At 68.5% G+C, this 15,294-nt stretch carries 13 protein-coding genes and 4 pseudogenes; 10 read left to right on the top strand and 7 right to left on the bottom strand.

Annotated elements, in window-relative coordinates:
• The first annotated feature begins 391 nt into the window (after positions 1-391).
• From ACZ7M2_RS49020 to ACZ7M2_RS49010, 3 genes and pseudogenes are all read left to right on the top strand, one after another.
• The gene (locus tag ACZ7M2_RS49020; protein ID WP_471600812.1) at positions 392-1,393 is read left to right on the top strand and encodes a DUF1259 domain-containing protein; all 1,002 of its coding nucleotides are present in this window, start codon (positions 392-394) and stop codon (positions 1,391-1,393) included.
• 541 nt (positions 1,394-1,934) lie between these two features.
• Positions 1,935-2,177: pseudogene (gene tnpA / locus ACZ7M2_RS49015) on the top strand (IS200/IS605 family transposase); the annotation flags it as partial.
• Positions 2,178-2,272: 95 nt separating this feature from the next.
• A pseudogene (locus ACZ7M2_RS49010) lies at positions 2,273-2,401 on the top strand (IS982 family transposase); the annotation flags it as partial.
• Positions 2,402-2,540: 139 nt separating this feature from the next.
• On the opposite strand, the gene ACZ7M2_RS49005 reads toward ACZ7M2_RS49010, so the two are convergent.
• Together ACZ7M2_RS49005 and ACZ7M2_RS49000 are read right to left on the bottom strand one after the other, a co-directional pair.
• Positions 2,541-3,200: a response regulator transcription factor gene (locus tag ACZ7M2_RS49005; protein ID WP_471600811.1), complete on the bottom strand. Its 660-nt coding sequence runs from the start codon at positions 3,198-3,200 to the stop codon at positions 2,541-2,543.
• On the bottom strand, positions 3,197-4,381 hold the full coding sequence (locus ACZ7M2_RS49000) for a sensor histidine kinase (protein ID WP_471600810.1): 1,185 nt from the start codon (positions 4,379-4,381) through the stop codon (positions 3,197-3,199). Before ACZ7M2_RS49000 ends, ACZ7M2_RS49005 begins: the two co-directional genes overlap by 4 nt.
• Positions 4,382-4,607: 226 nt before the next feature.
• Here ACZ7M2_RS49000 and ACZ7M2_RS48995 point away from each other — a divergent pair, with 226 nt between their 5' ends.
• Complete coding sequence (locus tag ACZ7M2_RS48995) at positions 4,608-5,207, top strand: DUF308 domain-containing protein (protein WP_471600809.1); 600 nt, start codon at positions 4,608-4,610, stop codon at positions 5,205-5,207.
• A 118-nt stretch (positions 5,208-5,325) separates the two neighbouring features.
• Complete coding sequence (locus ACZ7M2_RS48990; RefSeq protein WP_471600808.1) at positions 5,326-6,300, top strand: IS630 family transposase; 975 nt, start codon at positions 5,326-5,328, stop codon at positions 6,298-6,300.
• A 19-nt stretch (positions 6,301-6,319) separates the two neighbouring features.
• Here the strand turns inward: ACZ7M2_RS48990 and ACZ7M2_RS48985 are convergent, their stop codons facing one another.
• Positions 6,320-6,709, bottom strand: coding sequence for a hypothetical protein (locus ACZ7M2_RS48985; RefSeq protein WP_471600807.1), 390 nt, complete (start codon positions 6,707-6,709; stop codon positions 6,320-6,322).
• A 333-nt stretch (positions 6,710-7,042) separates the two neighbouring features.
• On the opposite strand from ACZ7M2_RS48985, the gene ACZ7M2_RS48980 reads away from it, so the two are divergent.
• The 4 genes and pseudogenes from ACZ7M2_RS48980 to ACZ7M2_RS48965 form a co-directional block, all read left to right on the top strand.
• Positions 7,043-7,264: a GNAT family N-acetyltransferase gene (locus tag ACZ7M2_RS48980; RefSeq protein WP_471600806.1), complete on the top strand. Its 222-nt coding sequence runs from the start codon at positions 7,043-7,045 to the stop codon at positions 7,262-7,264.
• Between the two features lie 2 nt (positions 7,265-7,266).
• Positions 7,267-7,566, top strand: a complete 300-nt coding sequence (locus ACZ7M2_RS48975) for a GNAT family N-acetyltransferase (protein ID WP_471600805.1) — start codon at positions 7,267-7,269, stop codon at positions 7,564-7,566.
• Between the two features lie 99 nt (positions 7,567-7,665).
• Positions 7,666-8,034: a transposase gene (locus ACZ7M2_RS48970; protein WP_471600804.1), complete on the top strand. Its 369-nt coding sequence runs from the start codon at positions 7,666-7,668 to the stop codon at positions 8,032-8,034.
• Positions 8,035-8,042: 8 nt separating this feature from the next.
• Positions 8,043-8,216: pseudogene (locus ACZ7M2_RS48965) on the top strand (transposase); the annotation flags it as partial.
• Between the two features lie 17 nt (positions 8,217-8,233).
• Here ACZ7M2_RS48965 and ACZ7M2_RS48960 read toward each other — a convergent pair.
• The 3 genes from ACZ7M2_RS48960 to ACZ7M2_RS48950 all read right to left on the bottom strand — a co-directional run bounded on the left by ACZ7M2_RS48960 (position 8,234) and on the right by ACZ7M2_RS48950 (position 12,542).
• Positions 8,234-8,554, bottom strand: a complete 321-nt coding sequence (locus ACZ7M2_RS48960) for a hypothetical protein (protein WP_471600813.1) — start codon at positions 8,552-8,554, stop codon at positions 8,234-8,236.
• A 224-nt stretch (positions 8,555-8,778) separates the two neighbouring features.
• On the bottom strand, positions 8,779-10,749 hold the full coding sequence (locus tag ACZ7M2_RS48955) for a phosphocholine-specific phospholipase C (RefSeq protein ID WP_471600803.1): 1,971 nt from the start codon (positions 10,747-10,749) through the stop codon (positions 8,779-8,781).
• 29 nt (positions 10,750-10,778) lie between these two features.
• The gene (locus ACZ7M2_RS48950; RefSeq protein ID WP_471600802.1) at positions 10,779-12,542 is read right to left on the bottom strand and encodes an exonuclease/endonuclease/phosphatase family protein; all 1,764 of its coding nucleotides are present in this window, start codon (positions 12,540-12,542) and stop codon (positions 10,779-10,781) included.
• A 554-nt stretch (positions 12,543-13,096) separates the two neighbouring features.
• Between ACZ7M2_RS48950 and ACZ7M2_RS48945 the strand changes: the two are divergent.
• Positions 13,097-13,818 (top strand): annotated as a pseudogene (locus ACZ7M2_RS48945) (IS6 family transposase).
• 271 nt (positions 13,819-14,089) lie between these two features.
• On the opposite strand, the gene ACZ7M2_RS48940 reads toward ACZ7M2_RS48945, so the two are convergent.
• A complete protein-coding gene (locus ACZ7M2_RS48940; RefSeq protein WP_471600801.1) occupies positions 14,090-15,286 on the bottom strand; it encodes an RNA-guided endonuclease InsQ/TnpB family protein in 1,197 nt (398 codons plus the stop codon).
• Positions 15,287-15,294 lie beyond the last annotated feature (8 nt).

Genomic DNA, 15,294 nt, shown 5'->3' with positions numbered 1-15,294 from the left:
AACCCGGCTAGTGCTGATGGTGGAAGTCCCCTGGGAGCGCTGCTCCCGGAGGCAGCCTGAGCTAGGAATCCCCCTGCTTTAGCTGGGGGAGGATGGACTGTGCAGGAACGGGGCGGCGCAGCCGCCTCCGTGCCGGATCGTGCTGCTGACGGCTGCGGGCAGCACGGATAGCCTGGGCGCGGGCAGACAGGCGTCTTCCTCGACGATCCTGAGCGGAGCCGACCGCCACGGTATGTCCGGCAGACGCTGGTTGGGATGGCCTCGATGGCTCGCGCGGCGAGCTGCTGCGGTCCATTGACGGCAGCCAGTTAGCCTGCCTGGGGGATGTGGCTGTGCCGATCAGCGGTCCACGCGGTCTCCTGTGCTTGCATCACGCCAGGAGGCATATCGAATGGCTGACGAGCAACAGCAAGACACCCGCTCCCGGCTCATCGCATCCCGGCGCCGCGTGCTGGCCGCGGCCGCCCTTGCGCCCGTACTCACCGGGGTGCCTGCCGGGGCCCGCGCCCTGGGCGCCGGACCGCAGAACCGCGCCCTGGTCGAACCGGTGATGACCAAGCTGGCGGACTGGGCGGACGTGGGCGAGGCCCTGGGCCGACCCGGTGACATAAGGCGGTTCATGTACCACACGGGCCTGCCGCGCGGGGACCTCACGGTCTTCTCCCGCGGCATCCGGATCAACCCCGCGCTCGTTCTGGGCTCGCACGTGTCCTTCGTCCGGTACGCGGACCACAGCACGCTTTTGATGGGCGACGCCGTGGTCACCGAGTGCGAACTGCAGCACTTCAGTGACGTCCTGCATGAGCACGGGATCATGCAGACCGCCATCCACAAGCACCTGCTCGCCCACGAGCCGGATGTCTGGTGGGTCCATCTGCACGCCCACGGCCACGATCCGGTCACCGTCGCCCGCGGTCTGCGCGCCGCATTCGACTGCACTGGCACTCCGCCCGCCGAACCCACCACCACCTCCTCGCCGCCCGTCGACCTGGACACCGCCGCGATCGACGCTGCCATGGGTGTCAAGGGCGCCACCGACGGCGAGATCTACAGGTGCACCTATGTCCGCCGCGAGACCGTCGCCGACGGTCCTGTGATCCTGCCTCCGGGGCTGGGCGCCACCACCTCCGCCAGCTTCCAGCCGCTCGGCGGCGGAAGGGCCGCCCTCAGCGGTGACCTGGTCATGATCGCCAAGGAGGTCCAGCCCGTCCTCGTGGCCCTGCGGCGCGGTGGCGTCGAACTCGTCGAGGTGCACCACCACAACCTCACCGACGAACCACGCCTGTTCTTCGTCCACTACTGGGCTGTCGGCGATGCCATCAGCCTCGCCAAGGCCGTTCGCTGGGCCGTGGACACCACCAACGTCGTACCCATGCCCGGAGGAGCCGCCTGATGACCGCGGACAACGAGACAAACATCTGCCCGTTCGACCTCAGCGAAGCCCTGCGATCCTGCGCTCGCGGACCTGATGCAGCGCGATTCTCCCCGCACGCGTCCGGCTTCCCTATGGCGATGCGGACGTCTGGCTGATCACTGGCTTCAACTCCGTCAAGCAGGTGACCAGACCCGGAAAGCCTGCTGGGTGTTGGTTGAAGGCGTTCACCGTGCGTGCTTGGTTCTCGCTCCGCACCATGCGCAGCCAGCAGACCTACACGAACAGGTGACCGCCCGCGCCGCCGCGGACGGCGGTCCCTCAACTCCGAGATCCTCCACCGCCTAGAGGTCGCCCTCGCCGCTCCCCGGGCGTACGCCGGATCACCCGGCGGCGATCCGGCTTCTCCTGCCCCGCTCCGCGGGAAACCGGATGCCCCGGCCTGAAGGCCGGGGCATCCTCCGGCAATCCCGGTAGAACACCGCGACCAGGCCGGCAGATCACGGGGCAGATAACGCCGCTGATAGCCCGTCCGGTTCTGGTAGAAGATCGCGTTCACCGGAACGGCGAGCGCGATCACGTCCACCTGCTCGTGCACTACCCGCCCAAGGTCGCCATCTCCCGGCTGGTCGGCTCCCTCAAGGGCGTCTCAGCCCGCAGGCTCCGCCAGGAGTTCCCCGGCCACATCCGCAAGTATCTGTGGGGTGACCACTTCTGGTCCCCGTCCTACTTCGCCGCGTCCTGCGGCGGCGCACCACTGGCGATCATCAAGGAGTACATCGAGAACCAGAAGCGTCCCGGCTGAGGCCAACAGTGCCAACCCGTGCACCCGTGCCGGTCACCCCCATCTTGAGAAGCGCTTCCTCCCGGGCCTGAACGCCCGGCGTTCCGCGCTAGATCATGCTGAATACCCTCTTGACTGCGCTGTACGTGAAGATCGACGACGAGATCGGAGGGACCCGGTGGATGGGGCGGCCGCCGCTGCTGACCGACTCCGAGCTCGTCTGCCTTGCCGTGGCGCAAGCCCTCTCCGCAGGTACAGGCTCAGGTACGCCGCTCGCGCAGCGCGACGGCGAGGTCTTCCAGGTATGTGCCCATGCCGTCTCGCCCACCGGACTGTTCGGCATCGCCACGGCGGCCACCTGTTTCGGGGTTCTGCTCTGCAGGTTCAGGGGTAGAGGCCGGCCCGGAAGGTGAAGGAGACCAGTTGGGCTCGGTCGCGGGCGCCGACTTTTGTCATGGCGCGGACCGCATGCGTCTTCACGGTGAACGGTGACACGGACATCTGGGCCGCGATCTCGTCGTTGCCGAGACCGCTTGCGACCAGAACGACCACGTCGCGCTCCCTGGGGGTCAGAGCGCTGAAGCGTCGCAGCAGTTCCTTGTCGATCAGCGGGGGCGGGCTGTCGGTCATGTGACCGATGAGCGCGGCCGTCGCGGCGGCCGACAGCGCACCGCCACCGCCCACGACCTCGGTGATTCCGGCGACGAGTTCAGCAGGGCTCACGGTCTTGCTCAGGAAGCCGTTGGCGCCCGCGCGCAGGGCGGCGAGGACGATGTCGTCCTGGTCGAAAGTGGTCAGCACGATCACCCGCGTCTTCTCGGGTGGATGCTCTGCGCGGATCCGGCGGGTGGCTTCGACACCATCGATGCCGGGCATCCGGATGTCCATCAGCACCAGGTCGACGGGGTGGTCCCGGAGGAAGGGGACGACCTGGAGTCCGTCGGAGAGATCCCCCGCGACGACGAGACTCGGGTCGAGCCGAAGCATCGCCCGGATCCCGGCCCTGATCTCGTCCTGGTCGTCGACGATCAGAATCCGTGTCATCGGACGACCTCTCCCAGCGGGCTGAACTCCGCGTGGACCCGGAATCGCCCGTCGTGACTGTCGATCGTCAGCCGCCCGCTGGAGGACTCGACGCGTTCGCGCATCCCCACGAGTCCGAGTCCGCTGCCCGGGTCGGAGCCGTGGGGTGAGTGACCGACGCGGTTCTCCACGGTGACGCGGATCCTGCCGTCGTGCTCGCGCACATCCACCGTTGCCGTCCCCTCTCCGTGCCGGTAGGCATTCGTGAGCGCTTCCTGAACGACCCGGTAGACCGTCACGCCGACGCTCGGCTCCACGAAGCCGGCCGGGATGTCGATGGAGGGCAGGACGTCGAGGCCGATGCTTTCGAAAGAGGCGATGAGTCCTTCCAGGCCGCTCAGCGCCGGGGTCGGCCGGAGCGCCTCGTCGCCGGAGACGTCGTCCCCGAGGCGGAGGAGCGCGAGGATGCGTTGCGTCTCGACGACGACGGTACGGGCGCTGGACCTGGCCGAGACGAGGGCCTGCCGGGAGGACTCGGCGTCCTCGGGCAGCCCGATCTCCGCCGCACCGAGGTGCACGCTCAGCATCGCGACCTGGTGGCCGATGACGTCGTGGAGGTCCCGGGCGATACGGAGACGTTCCTCGGTCACTCGTCGGGTGGCTTCGATCTCACGGGTGGCGATGGCGATCTCGGCCCGTTCCTCCAGGGTCCACCAGTGCTCCCGATGGATACGGAGCGCTGCCCCCGTCGCACCTCCCGCCATGGCCGAGAAGAGGGCGGCGGCTCCCACGACCGCACCGCCACGGAATCCTCCGACCGTCATGAACGCCCCCAGGAAGAACGCCGCCACGATGCCGGTCCCGCCCAGCGGCTGCTTTCCCCTGAGGGTGACCGAGAACAGCACGAGCACCGCCATCATCCACACCGACAGGGGGTCGTCACCCACCGCTGTGACGGCGAAGGACGCCGCACTCGTCACGACCAGTCCTGCCCACGGCTTCCACCACGAGAGGGCGACGCCGCCGCCGGCGAGGAGCACGGACAGGGCCGTCGGCCAGTCCGATCCCCTCACTGTCGCCGCCACGATCTGCCCGGTGAACACCAGCCCTGCCACCGAATAGGCGACCCGGTGCAGTACCTCGGGGTGGCGGACCCACAGCGGTGCGGCCGGCCCGTCCTGACTGTTCTGCGCCTTGGCCATGAGCCGATTCTCGTTCACGTGTGCGGCGGCCGTGTACTTCGAACGATGTAGACGACGAACGATGTGGACGACCGAGCCGCTTCGGTCGACGGAGACGGCAGAACCCATTCCGTCGAAGGTGGATGGCAGAAGTACTTCGTTCGAAGTACGCGGCCCCTCCCGAGGCCGCTGAGACTCCTCATCGAGGCGACCGTCTCACACCGTCACGATCACAACGGGACACCCGATGACTCAGACCACCGTAACTTCGACCACTTCGGCCACGGCCACGACGACGTCCTCCGGGCTCCGATCGCTCCACCTGATCCGAGTCGCCTTCTCCCTGATCTGGGTGGCACTTGTCTTCACGACCTCCGCCTCGCTCGTGTCGACGGACGAGCCCACAGTGATCGCGGCCGTGCTGCTCGTCGTCTACCCCCTGTGGGACGCCATCGCCACGCTCATCGAGCGCAGCCTGACCGGCACCGGCTCCACGGACAGCGTCAAGACCATCAACATGGGGCTCGGCCTCGCCGCCACCGCCGGGATGATCGTCGCCGTCTCCTCCACCGTCGGAAGGGCCCTTCTCGTGTTCGGCGTCTGGGCCCTCCTCTCCGGAGCCATCCAGCTCGTCGTGGCGGTCCGGCGCCGACGCACCGTCGGCGCCCAGTGGCCCATGGCCATCAGCGGCGGACAGTCCGTCCTCGCCGGTGCCACCATCGCCGCCACGTCCGCCTCGGCGACGAGCAACCTGTCCACCGTGGCCGGATACTCGGCGTTCGGCGCCTTCTGGTTCCTCGTCTCCGTTATCGCCCTGAGCATCCGCAGCCGACGCGAGAAGCGTTGACCACCGCCGTCGGAGCCTTCCGCCTCCGTCGGCTTCCATTGGCGTCGTCATGATGCCTCCGTAGCACACGCAGGGTCTCGTTCTTCTGTACGTAGCCTCCGGGCATCGCGGGAACCGCGTGCCGGTGATCGCCCAGCTGGTGGCGGCCGACGAGGACACTGCGCGCGACGTCATTCACCGCTTCAACGAGATCGGCCTGGCCTGTCTGGACCCCAAGTGGGCGGGAGGCCGTCCCCGCCAACTCAGTCCTGAGGACGAGGACTTCGTCGTTCAGACGGCCACCACCCGCCCGGCCAAGCTCGCCCAGCCCTTCACCCGCTGGTCGATCCGCAAGCTCGCCGCATACCTCCGCAGAGTCCACGGGCGGGTGATCCGCATCGGTCGCGAGGCCCTGCGCTGCCTGCTCGCCCGACGCGGCGTCACCTTCCAGCGGACCAACACCTGGAAAGAGTCCACCGATCCTGACCGCGATGCCAAGCTGGACCGGATCGAGCACGTCATAGACCATTTCCCTGACCGCGTTTTCGCGTTCGACGAGTTCGGGGCCGCTCGGCATACGCCCGACCGGCGGATCCTGTTGGGCCGAGCAGGGCTGGCCCGACCGGGTCCCGGCGACCGCACCCAAGGCGTGACCTACTTCCACGGTTGCTACTCCATCGGCGACGACACCCCCTGGGGTGTCAACCGTCGCCGCAAGGGCACCACCAACAGCCTGGCCGCGCTCAGGTCCATCCGTGCCGCCCGCCCCCACGGCGCCCCGATCTACGTGATCATGGACAACCTCTCCGCCCACAAGGGCGCCAAGATCCGCCGGTGGGCGTGGAAGAACAAAGTCGAGCTGTGCTTCACCCCGACGAACGCCTCCTGGGCCAATCCGATCGAGGCGCGCTTCGGGCCGCTGCGGCAGTTCACCCTGGCCAACTCGAACCACCCCAACCACACCGTTCAGACCCGCGAGCTGCACCGCCATCCACGCTGGCGCAATACCAACGCCCGCCACCCCGACCTCCTGGCCGCCCAACGCCGCGAACGAGCCCGCATCCGCAGCGAGAAGGGCCTGCGCTGGGGCGGCCGACCGTTAGCCGCGGCCTGAGGCTTCCCGCGATGACGGCCTACTCGGCCATCTCCTCGGGAGAAAGACGAGTAATCTTCTTTCCCGCTTCGGTCTCGACCAGGGTCAACGCGCCATTCCAGTTCCCATCCTCGGGATACTCCCAGTTGGCCGCAGCTTCGAGAATCGCCGGAAGCTGATCACGAGGCACCAGCTCGCCGGGCTGGAAGCCGTTCTCCCCGGAGGGGGAGGTCCACGGCGCGAGTCGGCGGACCTCGATCCACCCACGATCGATGAGCGCGAGCAAGATTCCCGCCAGCTCGTTGACCGGTCGGGACTGGTCGGCTTCGTCGAGGTCGCCCCAGACACCAGGCAGGATGTCGATCTCGTAGGAATTGACCATGAAGGCTTCTTCGGACTTGGTCAATGTGTCCCACTCTTGCTTGCTCACTCAGCAATCGTCGCAGAGCCGGGGGCACGACAGTCTGCTACACCACCGACCAGGCCATCCCAACTCGGAGCTCACCCCGACCGCCCGGACCCGGTGAACCTTCACGGTCACAGCACTAGCGTGTTTTAGAAGTCCCACCTCCTCGGCTTCCCCCAACTGCAACTGGTAGCTGCCCACACCGTGGGATGGTCCCCTGACAGCCGGCGCTTCCTCCCGAAACATGCTCTGGACCCCGTTTCGGCACCGCCGAAACCGATTGAGCGTGCGATCCCGACCGTGGTACCACTTCGTGATTCGTAAGATGATCACGAGACGCACAAGGGGTCGGTGAGCATGGCGCTTGGAGAACTGGTGAAACTGCGGGCGATGGGTCCCGCGGACGCCGACGCACTGTGGCGCTGGAACCACGACCCTCAGGTCATGCGGTGGATGGACGACGCGTATGCCCAGCCTGTGGAGCGCGTCCGCAAGTGGCTGGAGGAGCGCCCCCGCAACGCCTATGGCGACTTGCTCCTTGGCATTAGGCGCTGGCCGACGGCCAGCTCATCGGCCTGATCATGCTGCACGACGCGGACCCGGAGAAGGGCATCGCGAAACTCGATATCTACCTGGGCGAGAAGGCGTATTGGGGCCGCGGATTCGCCACCGATGCGGTGCGGACGATCTGCCGCTACGGCTTTGAGGACATGCGCCTCCACAAGGTAACGCTGACCGTGGTTACCGAGAACCATGCCGCGCGCAGGGTCTACGAGAAGGTCGGCTTCGTTGAGGAGGGCCGTCTTCGTCAGGTCTTCCGCCGTGACGGCAAGTGGTACGACATGTTCACGATGGGGCTGCTGGCGGGCGAGCTCTGCTGAGCCCCGAGTTAGAAGTGGATCAAGATCTGCCATGATCCACTCGTGGGGCGCGGAGATTTGACGGACGAGCAGTGGGCCAGAGTGGAGCCGTTATTGCCGGTGGGTAAGAAGCCGGGACGGCCGCCGGTTTGGTCCAAACGGCAGCTGATCAACGGCATACGGTGGCGGACCCGGACGGGTGCCCCTTGGCGCGATGTGCCCGCCCGCTACGGCGAGTGGGAGACGGCCTACGGCCTGTTCCGGCGCTGGCAACGCAACGGCACCTGGAAGTGCATCCTCACCCAACTTCAGACCGGGGCAGACGCGCAGGGCCTGATCACCTGGGACGTGAGCGTGGACTCCACAGTCGCCCGCGCCCACCAGCACGCAGCCGGGGCCCGCAAAAGGGGGACCTGCAGCGGGACAAACCCGGCGGCATCGAGGACGAGCCTGCCGACCACGGACTCGGACGCTCCCGTGGCGGCCTGACCACAAAGTTGCACCTCGCGGTCGAGCAGGGCCAGAAGCCGCTGGCGCTGACCGTCACCGCTGGCCAGCGCGGCGACTCGCCCCAGTTCCGGCCCGTGCTGGAGCGCATCCGAGTCCCGCGCATCGGCTCCGGGCGCCCCCGCACCAAGCCGAACAGGATCCGCGCCGACAGGGCGTACGGCTCCCGCGCCAACCGTGCTTACCTGCGCCGACGCGGGATCCACTGCACCATCCCGGAAATGGTCGACCAGATCCGGAACCGCAAGAGACTCGGTGCTAACGGTGGGCGGCCGCCCAAGTTCGACACGATCGCGCCGTCGGCCCAGAGCACTCGCCTCCGGAGGGCTGCCGGGCCACGGGACGGCCCTGCCTGTCCCGTCCGCCGAGGAGCCGGCTCTCTCACCAACTCCCCGGTGATACGTGCGGCGGGGACACTCAGGTGCAGGTTTACGGCCAGCGCGTGCCGAATCGTGCCCCGGCAGACGCCGTAACGCTCGGCGAGCGCCCCCTGGGGAGGCAGCTTGGCGCCGGTGGCGTACTGGCCCGCGATGGTCCCTCGCGGAGTTCCGCCGCGACCCTGCGGCAGCGCAGTTCACTCTCCGGGCTGCCGTGCTCCTACCGCGGCGTGTCTCCTGAGCCGCTCATGGGTCGTGCAGGCCGGGTCCCCGGCCTGCAGCAGATCCTGCCCGCCGGCGTGGGACCGGTCGCGGGCCGCAGCCTGCGAACGGTCCCACCCGGCGTGCCTCACCCGGCCTGCACGGTTCCCGCATAACGCTGGGTGAACCGGGTGCCCGTACCCGCGGTGACGGTGACGTCGTAGCGTCCGTCGTCGGTATGCCACGTCAGCCGGGTGCGGTCCCCGGCTTTGACCCACACGGTCTGTTCCTTGCCGGCGAAGTCGTTCGGCATGACCGTGAAAGCCACCTCGGTGCCGCCGGCATTGCGCAGTTCCAGTTCCAGCGACGAGTTCTCCGGGCGCCCGGAGTACCGCAGCGCCGCCGTGACCGACGGCACCGCCACGTCGTCCTGGCCCTCACGGACGACGGTGCCGGAAAAGCGGCGGACGAACCCGTCGGCGCCGTACACGGAGAAGTCGTAGCGGCCGTCGGTCGCCGTGGCGTCCCACACGTAGGTGCGGGACGAACGCGGCAAGACCGTGAACGGCGTACCGGTGAAGGGCAGGGCTATGTTCGGCAGCACGGTGAAGTGGTAGCCGACGCTGCCGTCGTTGGTGAGCGTGCAGGTGACCTTGCCGGTGGCCCGGTCGACCGTCACGTCGGCCCACGGCCGGTACGGCAGCGGGCGGTGCGGCCGTCGTCCCTCCTCCTGCGCGGGCATGGACTGCTTGTCCGGCAGCTTGACCGGCGGCAGGGAGTTGCTGGCGTCGGCCTTCGCCATCAGGGCGACCGTGTCCGGCAGCCCGGGGATGTTGTAGTCGGGCCTGGCGAAGTCGAAGCAGGTGGTGAGGTCGCCGCAGACGGTGCGCCGCCAGTCGGAGATGTTGGGCTCCCGCACACCGGTGACGCGTTCCAGGAAGCGCACCACCGAAGTGTGGTCGAACACCTGGGAGTTGACCCAGCCGCCGCGCGACCACGGCGACACGACCCACAGCGGCACCCGGCTGCCCAGGCCGATGGCCTTGCCGTTCGCGAACTCGTCCTTGGTGCCCGGCTCGGGGAACGGCGGGATGACGTGGTCGAAGTACCCGTCGTTCTCGTCGTACATGAGCAGGAAGACGGTGTGCTTCCACACCTCGGGATGGGAGAACAGTGACTGCAGTGCGGTGTTGACCCAGTGGGCGCCGTAGTCGGGGCTGGCCGCCGGGTGCTCGCAGAACAGGTAGGGCGCCACCAGCCAGGAGACGGTGGGCAGGGTGCCGTCCTTGCAGTGCTGGTCGAACGCCGTGAGGTCGAACTTCGTCATGGCGTTGATGTAGCGCGGGTCGTCCTTGGGGAACGTGTGGAACTGCTTGAAGTACGACAGGGCGTTGTCGTCGTAGTCGCCGTATCGGTCGTCCGAGCCGTCCGGGTTGTGGTAGACGCGCCAGCTGATCCCGGCCTCCTCCAGGCGCTCGGCGTACGTCGTCCAGTCGGCCACCGGGTTGCCGGTGACCGGCGTGTTGTCGGTCCACGGGCCGGTGGTGCCGTCGACGCCAGGGCCCGCGGTGCCGGTCCACAGGTAGAGGCGGTTGGGGTCGGTGGGGCCATTCAGCGAGCAGAAGTAACCGTCGCAGAGGGTGAAGGCGTCGGCCAGGGCGTACTGGTAGGGGATGTCCTGCCGGGTGAAGTAGCCCATGGTCCGCTGGCCCTTGGCGGAGACCCACTTGTTCATGGCGCCGCCGTTGACGGCCGAGTGGCCGGAGTCCCAGTCGTGCGGGAGGCCACCCGCGTTCTGCGCGTTGTATTTCGTGGTGTCCATACGGAAGGGCAGGAGGTAGCCCTCCTTGGGACTGCTGGCGGGCTGGTGGAACACCGGGGCGCCGCCCGGGAGGACGGTCGCCTGGCGGTCACCGAAGCCCCGTACGCCGTTCAGGGTGCCGAAGTAGTGGTCGAAGCTGCGGTTCTCCTGCATCAGGATCACAACGTGCTTGACGTCGGCGATGCTGCCGTGCGGGGCGTCGCGCCCTGCGGCCTCCGCCGTGCCGGGGAGTCCGGCCGCTACGGCGGCGCCGGCTGCGGTGGTGCCGATGAAGGTGCGGCGGCTGATCTCAGTCATGAAAGGAACGTCCTTCGGGTCGTCAGGGGTCAGCCGCGGGCAGGCAGGGAGAAGGTGACGACGGCGGCCGCATGGTCGGAGGGCCAGCCGTTGGCAGCGGTGTCCGGCACCGGCCGCGGCCAGCCGGTGAAGAGGCTGTGTGCCTCCAGCACCTTCAGCCGCCCCGCGTACTGAACCTGGTCGACCCGGTCCTGGGGTTCCGCGCCGCCGCCCTCGTGCTGCGGCCTGACGGGGGACCAGGTGGTGCCGGGCTCCTTCACCGGGCTGGGGTGGGCGTCGCGGAAGGCGTCGACGAGGCCTGCCTGTTCCAGGGCCTCGGTGACCGGCCAGCGGACCCGGCCGACTCCCCCGTGCGCGGATGCCGTCCGGCTCGTCCAGTCACGGTGGGACGGCGAGGCGAGGCCGGCCGCCAGCACGACGGGGTTGCGGAAGGCGAGCTCCGGCCGCATCGCGGCCACCAGTGCCTGTACCTGCCGGTAGCGCGTCGTCCCCTTCTCCGCCGCCTCGACCTGCGCGGCCGTCCGTCCCGCCAGCAGCGCGTAGGGGCCGTAGTCGGCATCGTCCAGCTGGGCCGTCCACACACGCACCGTGCGGTCGCCGGGCAGTTGCAGCGTCGCCGCGGCGGCCGGGAGCGCCGCGATCGGGGCGACGACGTCGGTGAGCGGGTAGCGGCTCACGATGCCGAGGCCACCGGCCTGGTGCACATGCCAGCCGAGCGCCCCGGCGAGGTTCTCGGCCCCCTTGTCACCGCATTCCTGGAGCGCGACGACGTCCAGGCCCTGGGTGAGCACCAGCCGCAGCTGTTTCTCCAGGAACCCGTCGACGTGGGTGCCGGCATCCCAGAGGTTCAGCGTGGCGACCTTCAGCGGGAGCCGCTCCCGGGATGTACGCAACGGGACTTGAACGGTGACGGTGTCGCTGCCCACGACGCTGTCGGTGACGGCGGCCACTACCCGGCCGGGCGTCCGCGGCGCGAAAGCGGGGACCTTCCCGCTGACCGTGCCGTCGGCGGCCACCGACAACCACGGGTCGCCTGCGACGCGTTCGAAGGTCGCGCCGCCGACGGCATTGCCCTCGGGCCTGATCCACAAGCCGCCGAGCCGCACCGAGAAGGCCGTGCCGGCGGTCTGCGCGGCGGTGGTGACGGCGTCCACCACCGCGTACGGGCGCGGGATCACGGGGCGGACGACGAAGCTGAACGGGGCGGTGCGGGCCAGGATGCCGTAGCCGTCCTTGGCCAGCAGGTAGGCCTTGTACGGCCCGCCGCTCAGGCCGGAGGTGTCGATGGTGATGTCGCCGGAGACCCCGGGGGTGTACTCCCAGGCAAGGGAGGAGCCGCTGCCGGGCGGCCGGTCTCCGTCGTACACGCCGACCCAGTTCTTGGCGTCGGGAGCGTCCGTCGCCCAGTGGAAGGAGACCTTGTCGCCCTCGTGCGGGGTGGGTGTCGTCAGCTCGATCGAGTCGCCGGTGGGCGCGGGCGCGCCGGCGAAGCTGAACGGCTCGGTCCGGGCGAGGATGCCGTAGCCGTCCTTGGCCAGCAGGTACGCGGTGTACGGCCCGCCGCTCAGGCCGGAGGTGTCGAGGGTCGTCTGCCCGGAGGCGCCGGAGACGTACGCCCACACAAGGGAGCCGCTGCCGGGCAGCCGGTCTCCGTCGTACACGCCGACCCAGTTCTTCGCGTCGGGAGCGTCCGTCGCCCATGTGAAGGTCAGCTTGTCGCCGCGTTGCGGGGGTGCCGTGGAACTGATCGTGATACTGCTCCCGGACGCGACGTCCTGTGAGAGAGGTGGCATGGTGTTGGGTCCTCTCCGCCCCAGGTACCACCGCGGCGACACCCGGGCGAGCAAAGTTGTCTAGATAACTTCGCTCCAAGCAAGCCGTTCCACGGCGACGGGCCAGTGAACGACGGGTTGCCGCCGGCCGGGAAGCAGACGGAGATCTGAGGATCCGCTGTGCGGCCCGAGCGGCCGGCGCTTGCACCCGAAACCCCATCTGAGCAGCGACATTTCGAGGCCGTTGGACTCTACGGCGGTCCATGGAACCGAGAAAAGCCGCACCCCTCCAAGCGGCGGCTCGAGGGGATACGACGTCATGCACTCTTCAACGAGTTGCGTCGCGCTGTGCACACAGCAGGACGATGCCGGATGCGCTCAGCACTCGGCTTCGCAGCGGATGGCGATCTTGGGATCGGGGGCCAGCCGCTCCCCGCCACCTACAACCGGCCCACCAATAACTGTGATTGCGCGGGATGTTCCCTTTCCCTGCCCGATGCGCGGGGCGCCGACGGGGAAGGTGCGTTGGCTGACCGGGTGGGATGATCTTCGGGTTGATGGTGAAGGGGGTGTCCGTGGGGAGTATGTCGCCGTCGTACGAGGGGCACCGGTACCCGGTCGAGGTGATCTCCCCCTGTGCGCGGCTGTACTTCCGCTTCCCGGTGTCATTCGGTGGGGTGGAGGAACTGATGCTCCGGCGTGGTGTGACCGTCTCTCCTGCGAGACCGTGCGCGGATGGTGTCCGAAGTTCGGGCAGGCCGATGGCGACGGACTGCGCCGCCGCCGGCCCCGCCCCGGGGACAAGTGGCACCTGGACGAGGCCTTCGTCAGGATCAACGGGGAGTACAAGTACCTGTGGCGGGCCGTCGACCAGGACGGCACCGTCCTGGACATCCTGGTCCAGCCCCGCCGGGACAAGACCGCGGCCCGGCGCTTCTTCCGCCGCCTGATGAAGAAGACGCGCGCGGTGCCCAGGGTGGTCGTCACGGACCAGTTCCGCTCCTACGGCGCCGCCCACTGCGAGGTCATGCCCTCCGTCGAGCACCGCTCCCACAAGGGACGGAACGACCAGGCCGACAACAGCCACCAGACCATCCGCCATCACGAACACGCGATGAAGGGCGTCCGCTCCGCCGGCGCGGCACCACGTTTCCTGTCCGCGTCCAGCGGCATCTCACCCCCGCTTCCGGCCCCGCCGCCACCTCATGACCACACCCGACTACCGAGCCGAGACAACCGTCCGCTTCACGTCCGGGAGCAGATCACCGGCGTCACCAACCGGCCCACCGCACCCTGAGCAGAGGGTGGGAACCTGGCTTCACCACGCTCCGACACACCCTCACCCAGCAGCCCACCCGACAGGTTGACAACGCCCTGCCGAGGCCAACGAACCGGCTCCCCCCCCGCCTCGCTTGCAGGCGCCGGGGGCCACCCGTGTGACCTGGCCAGCTCGACGGCAAGAGGAGTACCGCCGCCCTGGCTCGCGGCGCCTACCGTGCAAAGAGACATCAGCGCGCGTCGAGGCGGGACAGACTTGACATCCTCCACCCCTTGAAAGGGGTGGATTCCTACGGCTCGCGCCGTGGGGTTTTCTGCTTCGTCGCCGACTGCCCGCCCGGAGTTCTCCGTTGAGGTCTTACACCAGCTCCACAGACAGACACGGCCAGCCCGGCCGCCAGAAGATTCTTCGCCGCGTTCACGTCCCGGTCATGGGTCGCGCCGCAGCTCCCGCATGTCCAGGTACGGATGTTCAGCGGCATCCCCTTGGCGAGGGTGCCGCAGTGCGAGCACAGCCTGGAGGAGGGGAAGAAGCGATCGACGGCGATCACTTCGCGCCCGTACCACTGGGCTTTGTACTCCAGCATGCTCCGGAACTCCGACCACGCGGCATCACTGATGGCGCGGGCGAGGCTCCGGTTTTTGACCATGTTGCGCACGGTCAGGTCCTCGATCACGAGCGTTTGGTTCTCACGCACGAGCCGCGAGGTGAGTTTGTGCAGCGTGTCGCGGCGCCGGTCAGTGATCCGCGCATAGATCTTCGCGGCCTTCAGCCGGGCCTTGGCCCGGTTCGCCGAGCCCTTCTCCTTCTTCGCAAGACGACGCTGCTCCCTGGCCAGGGCGGCACGGTCACGGCGCTCGTGCCGGGGATTGGAGATCTTCTCCCCGGTCGAGAGCGTCAGCAGGTGGGTGAGCCCCACGTCGATGCCGACCGCCGTATCCGTGGTGGGCAGCGGCCCGACGGCGGGGTCCTCGCACAGCAGGGACACGAACCAGCGGCCCGCCGCGTCCTGGGACACGGTCACCGAGGACGGCGAGGACCCTTCGGGCAGCGGCCTGGACCACACGATGTCCAGTGGCTCGGACATCTTCGCCAGCGTCAGCTTCCCGTCCCGGTAGCGGAATCCCGAGGTGGTGTACTCGGCGGACTTCCGGGACTTCTTCCGCGACTTGAAGCGCGGGTACTTGGCCCGCTTACCGAAGAAGTTGGTGAACGCCACCTGCAAGTGCCGCAGCGTCTGCTGAAGCGGAACCGACGACACCTCGCCCAGGTAGGCCAGCTCCTCGGTCTTCTTCCAGGCCGTCAGCATCGCCGACGTCGCGTTGTAGTTGACCCGCTGCTGCCGCGCCCAGGCCTCGGTACGGGCGGCGAGCGCCATGTTGTAGACCTTCCGCACACACCCGAACGTGCGCGACAGCTCGGCTGCCTGCCCATCACTCGGATAGAAGCGGTACTTGAACGCCCGCTTCACAGGGGAAGCCGTCACGCTCAGAA

Source organism: Streptomyces sp. NPDC111507 (assembly GCF_055638955.1).
Note: the sequence above shows the minus strand (reverse complement) of the source record. Positions and strands in the feature narration are given on the sequence as shown.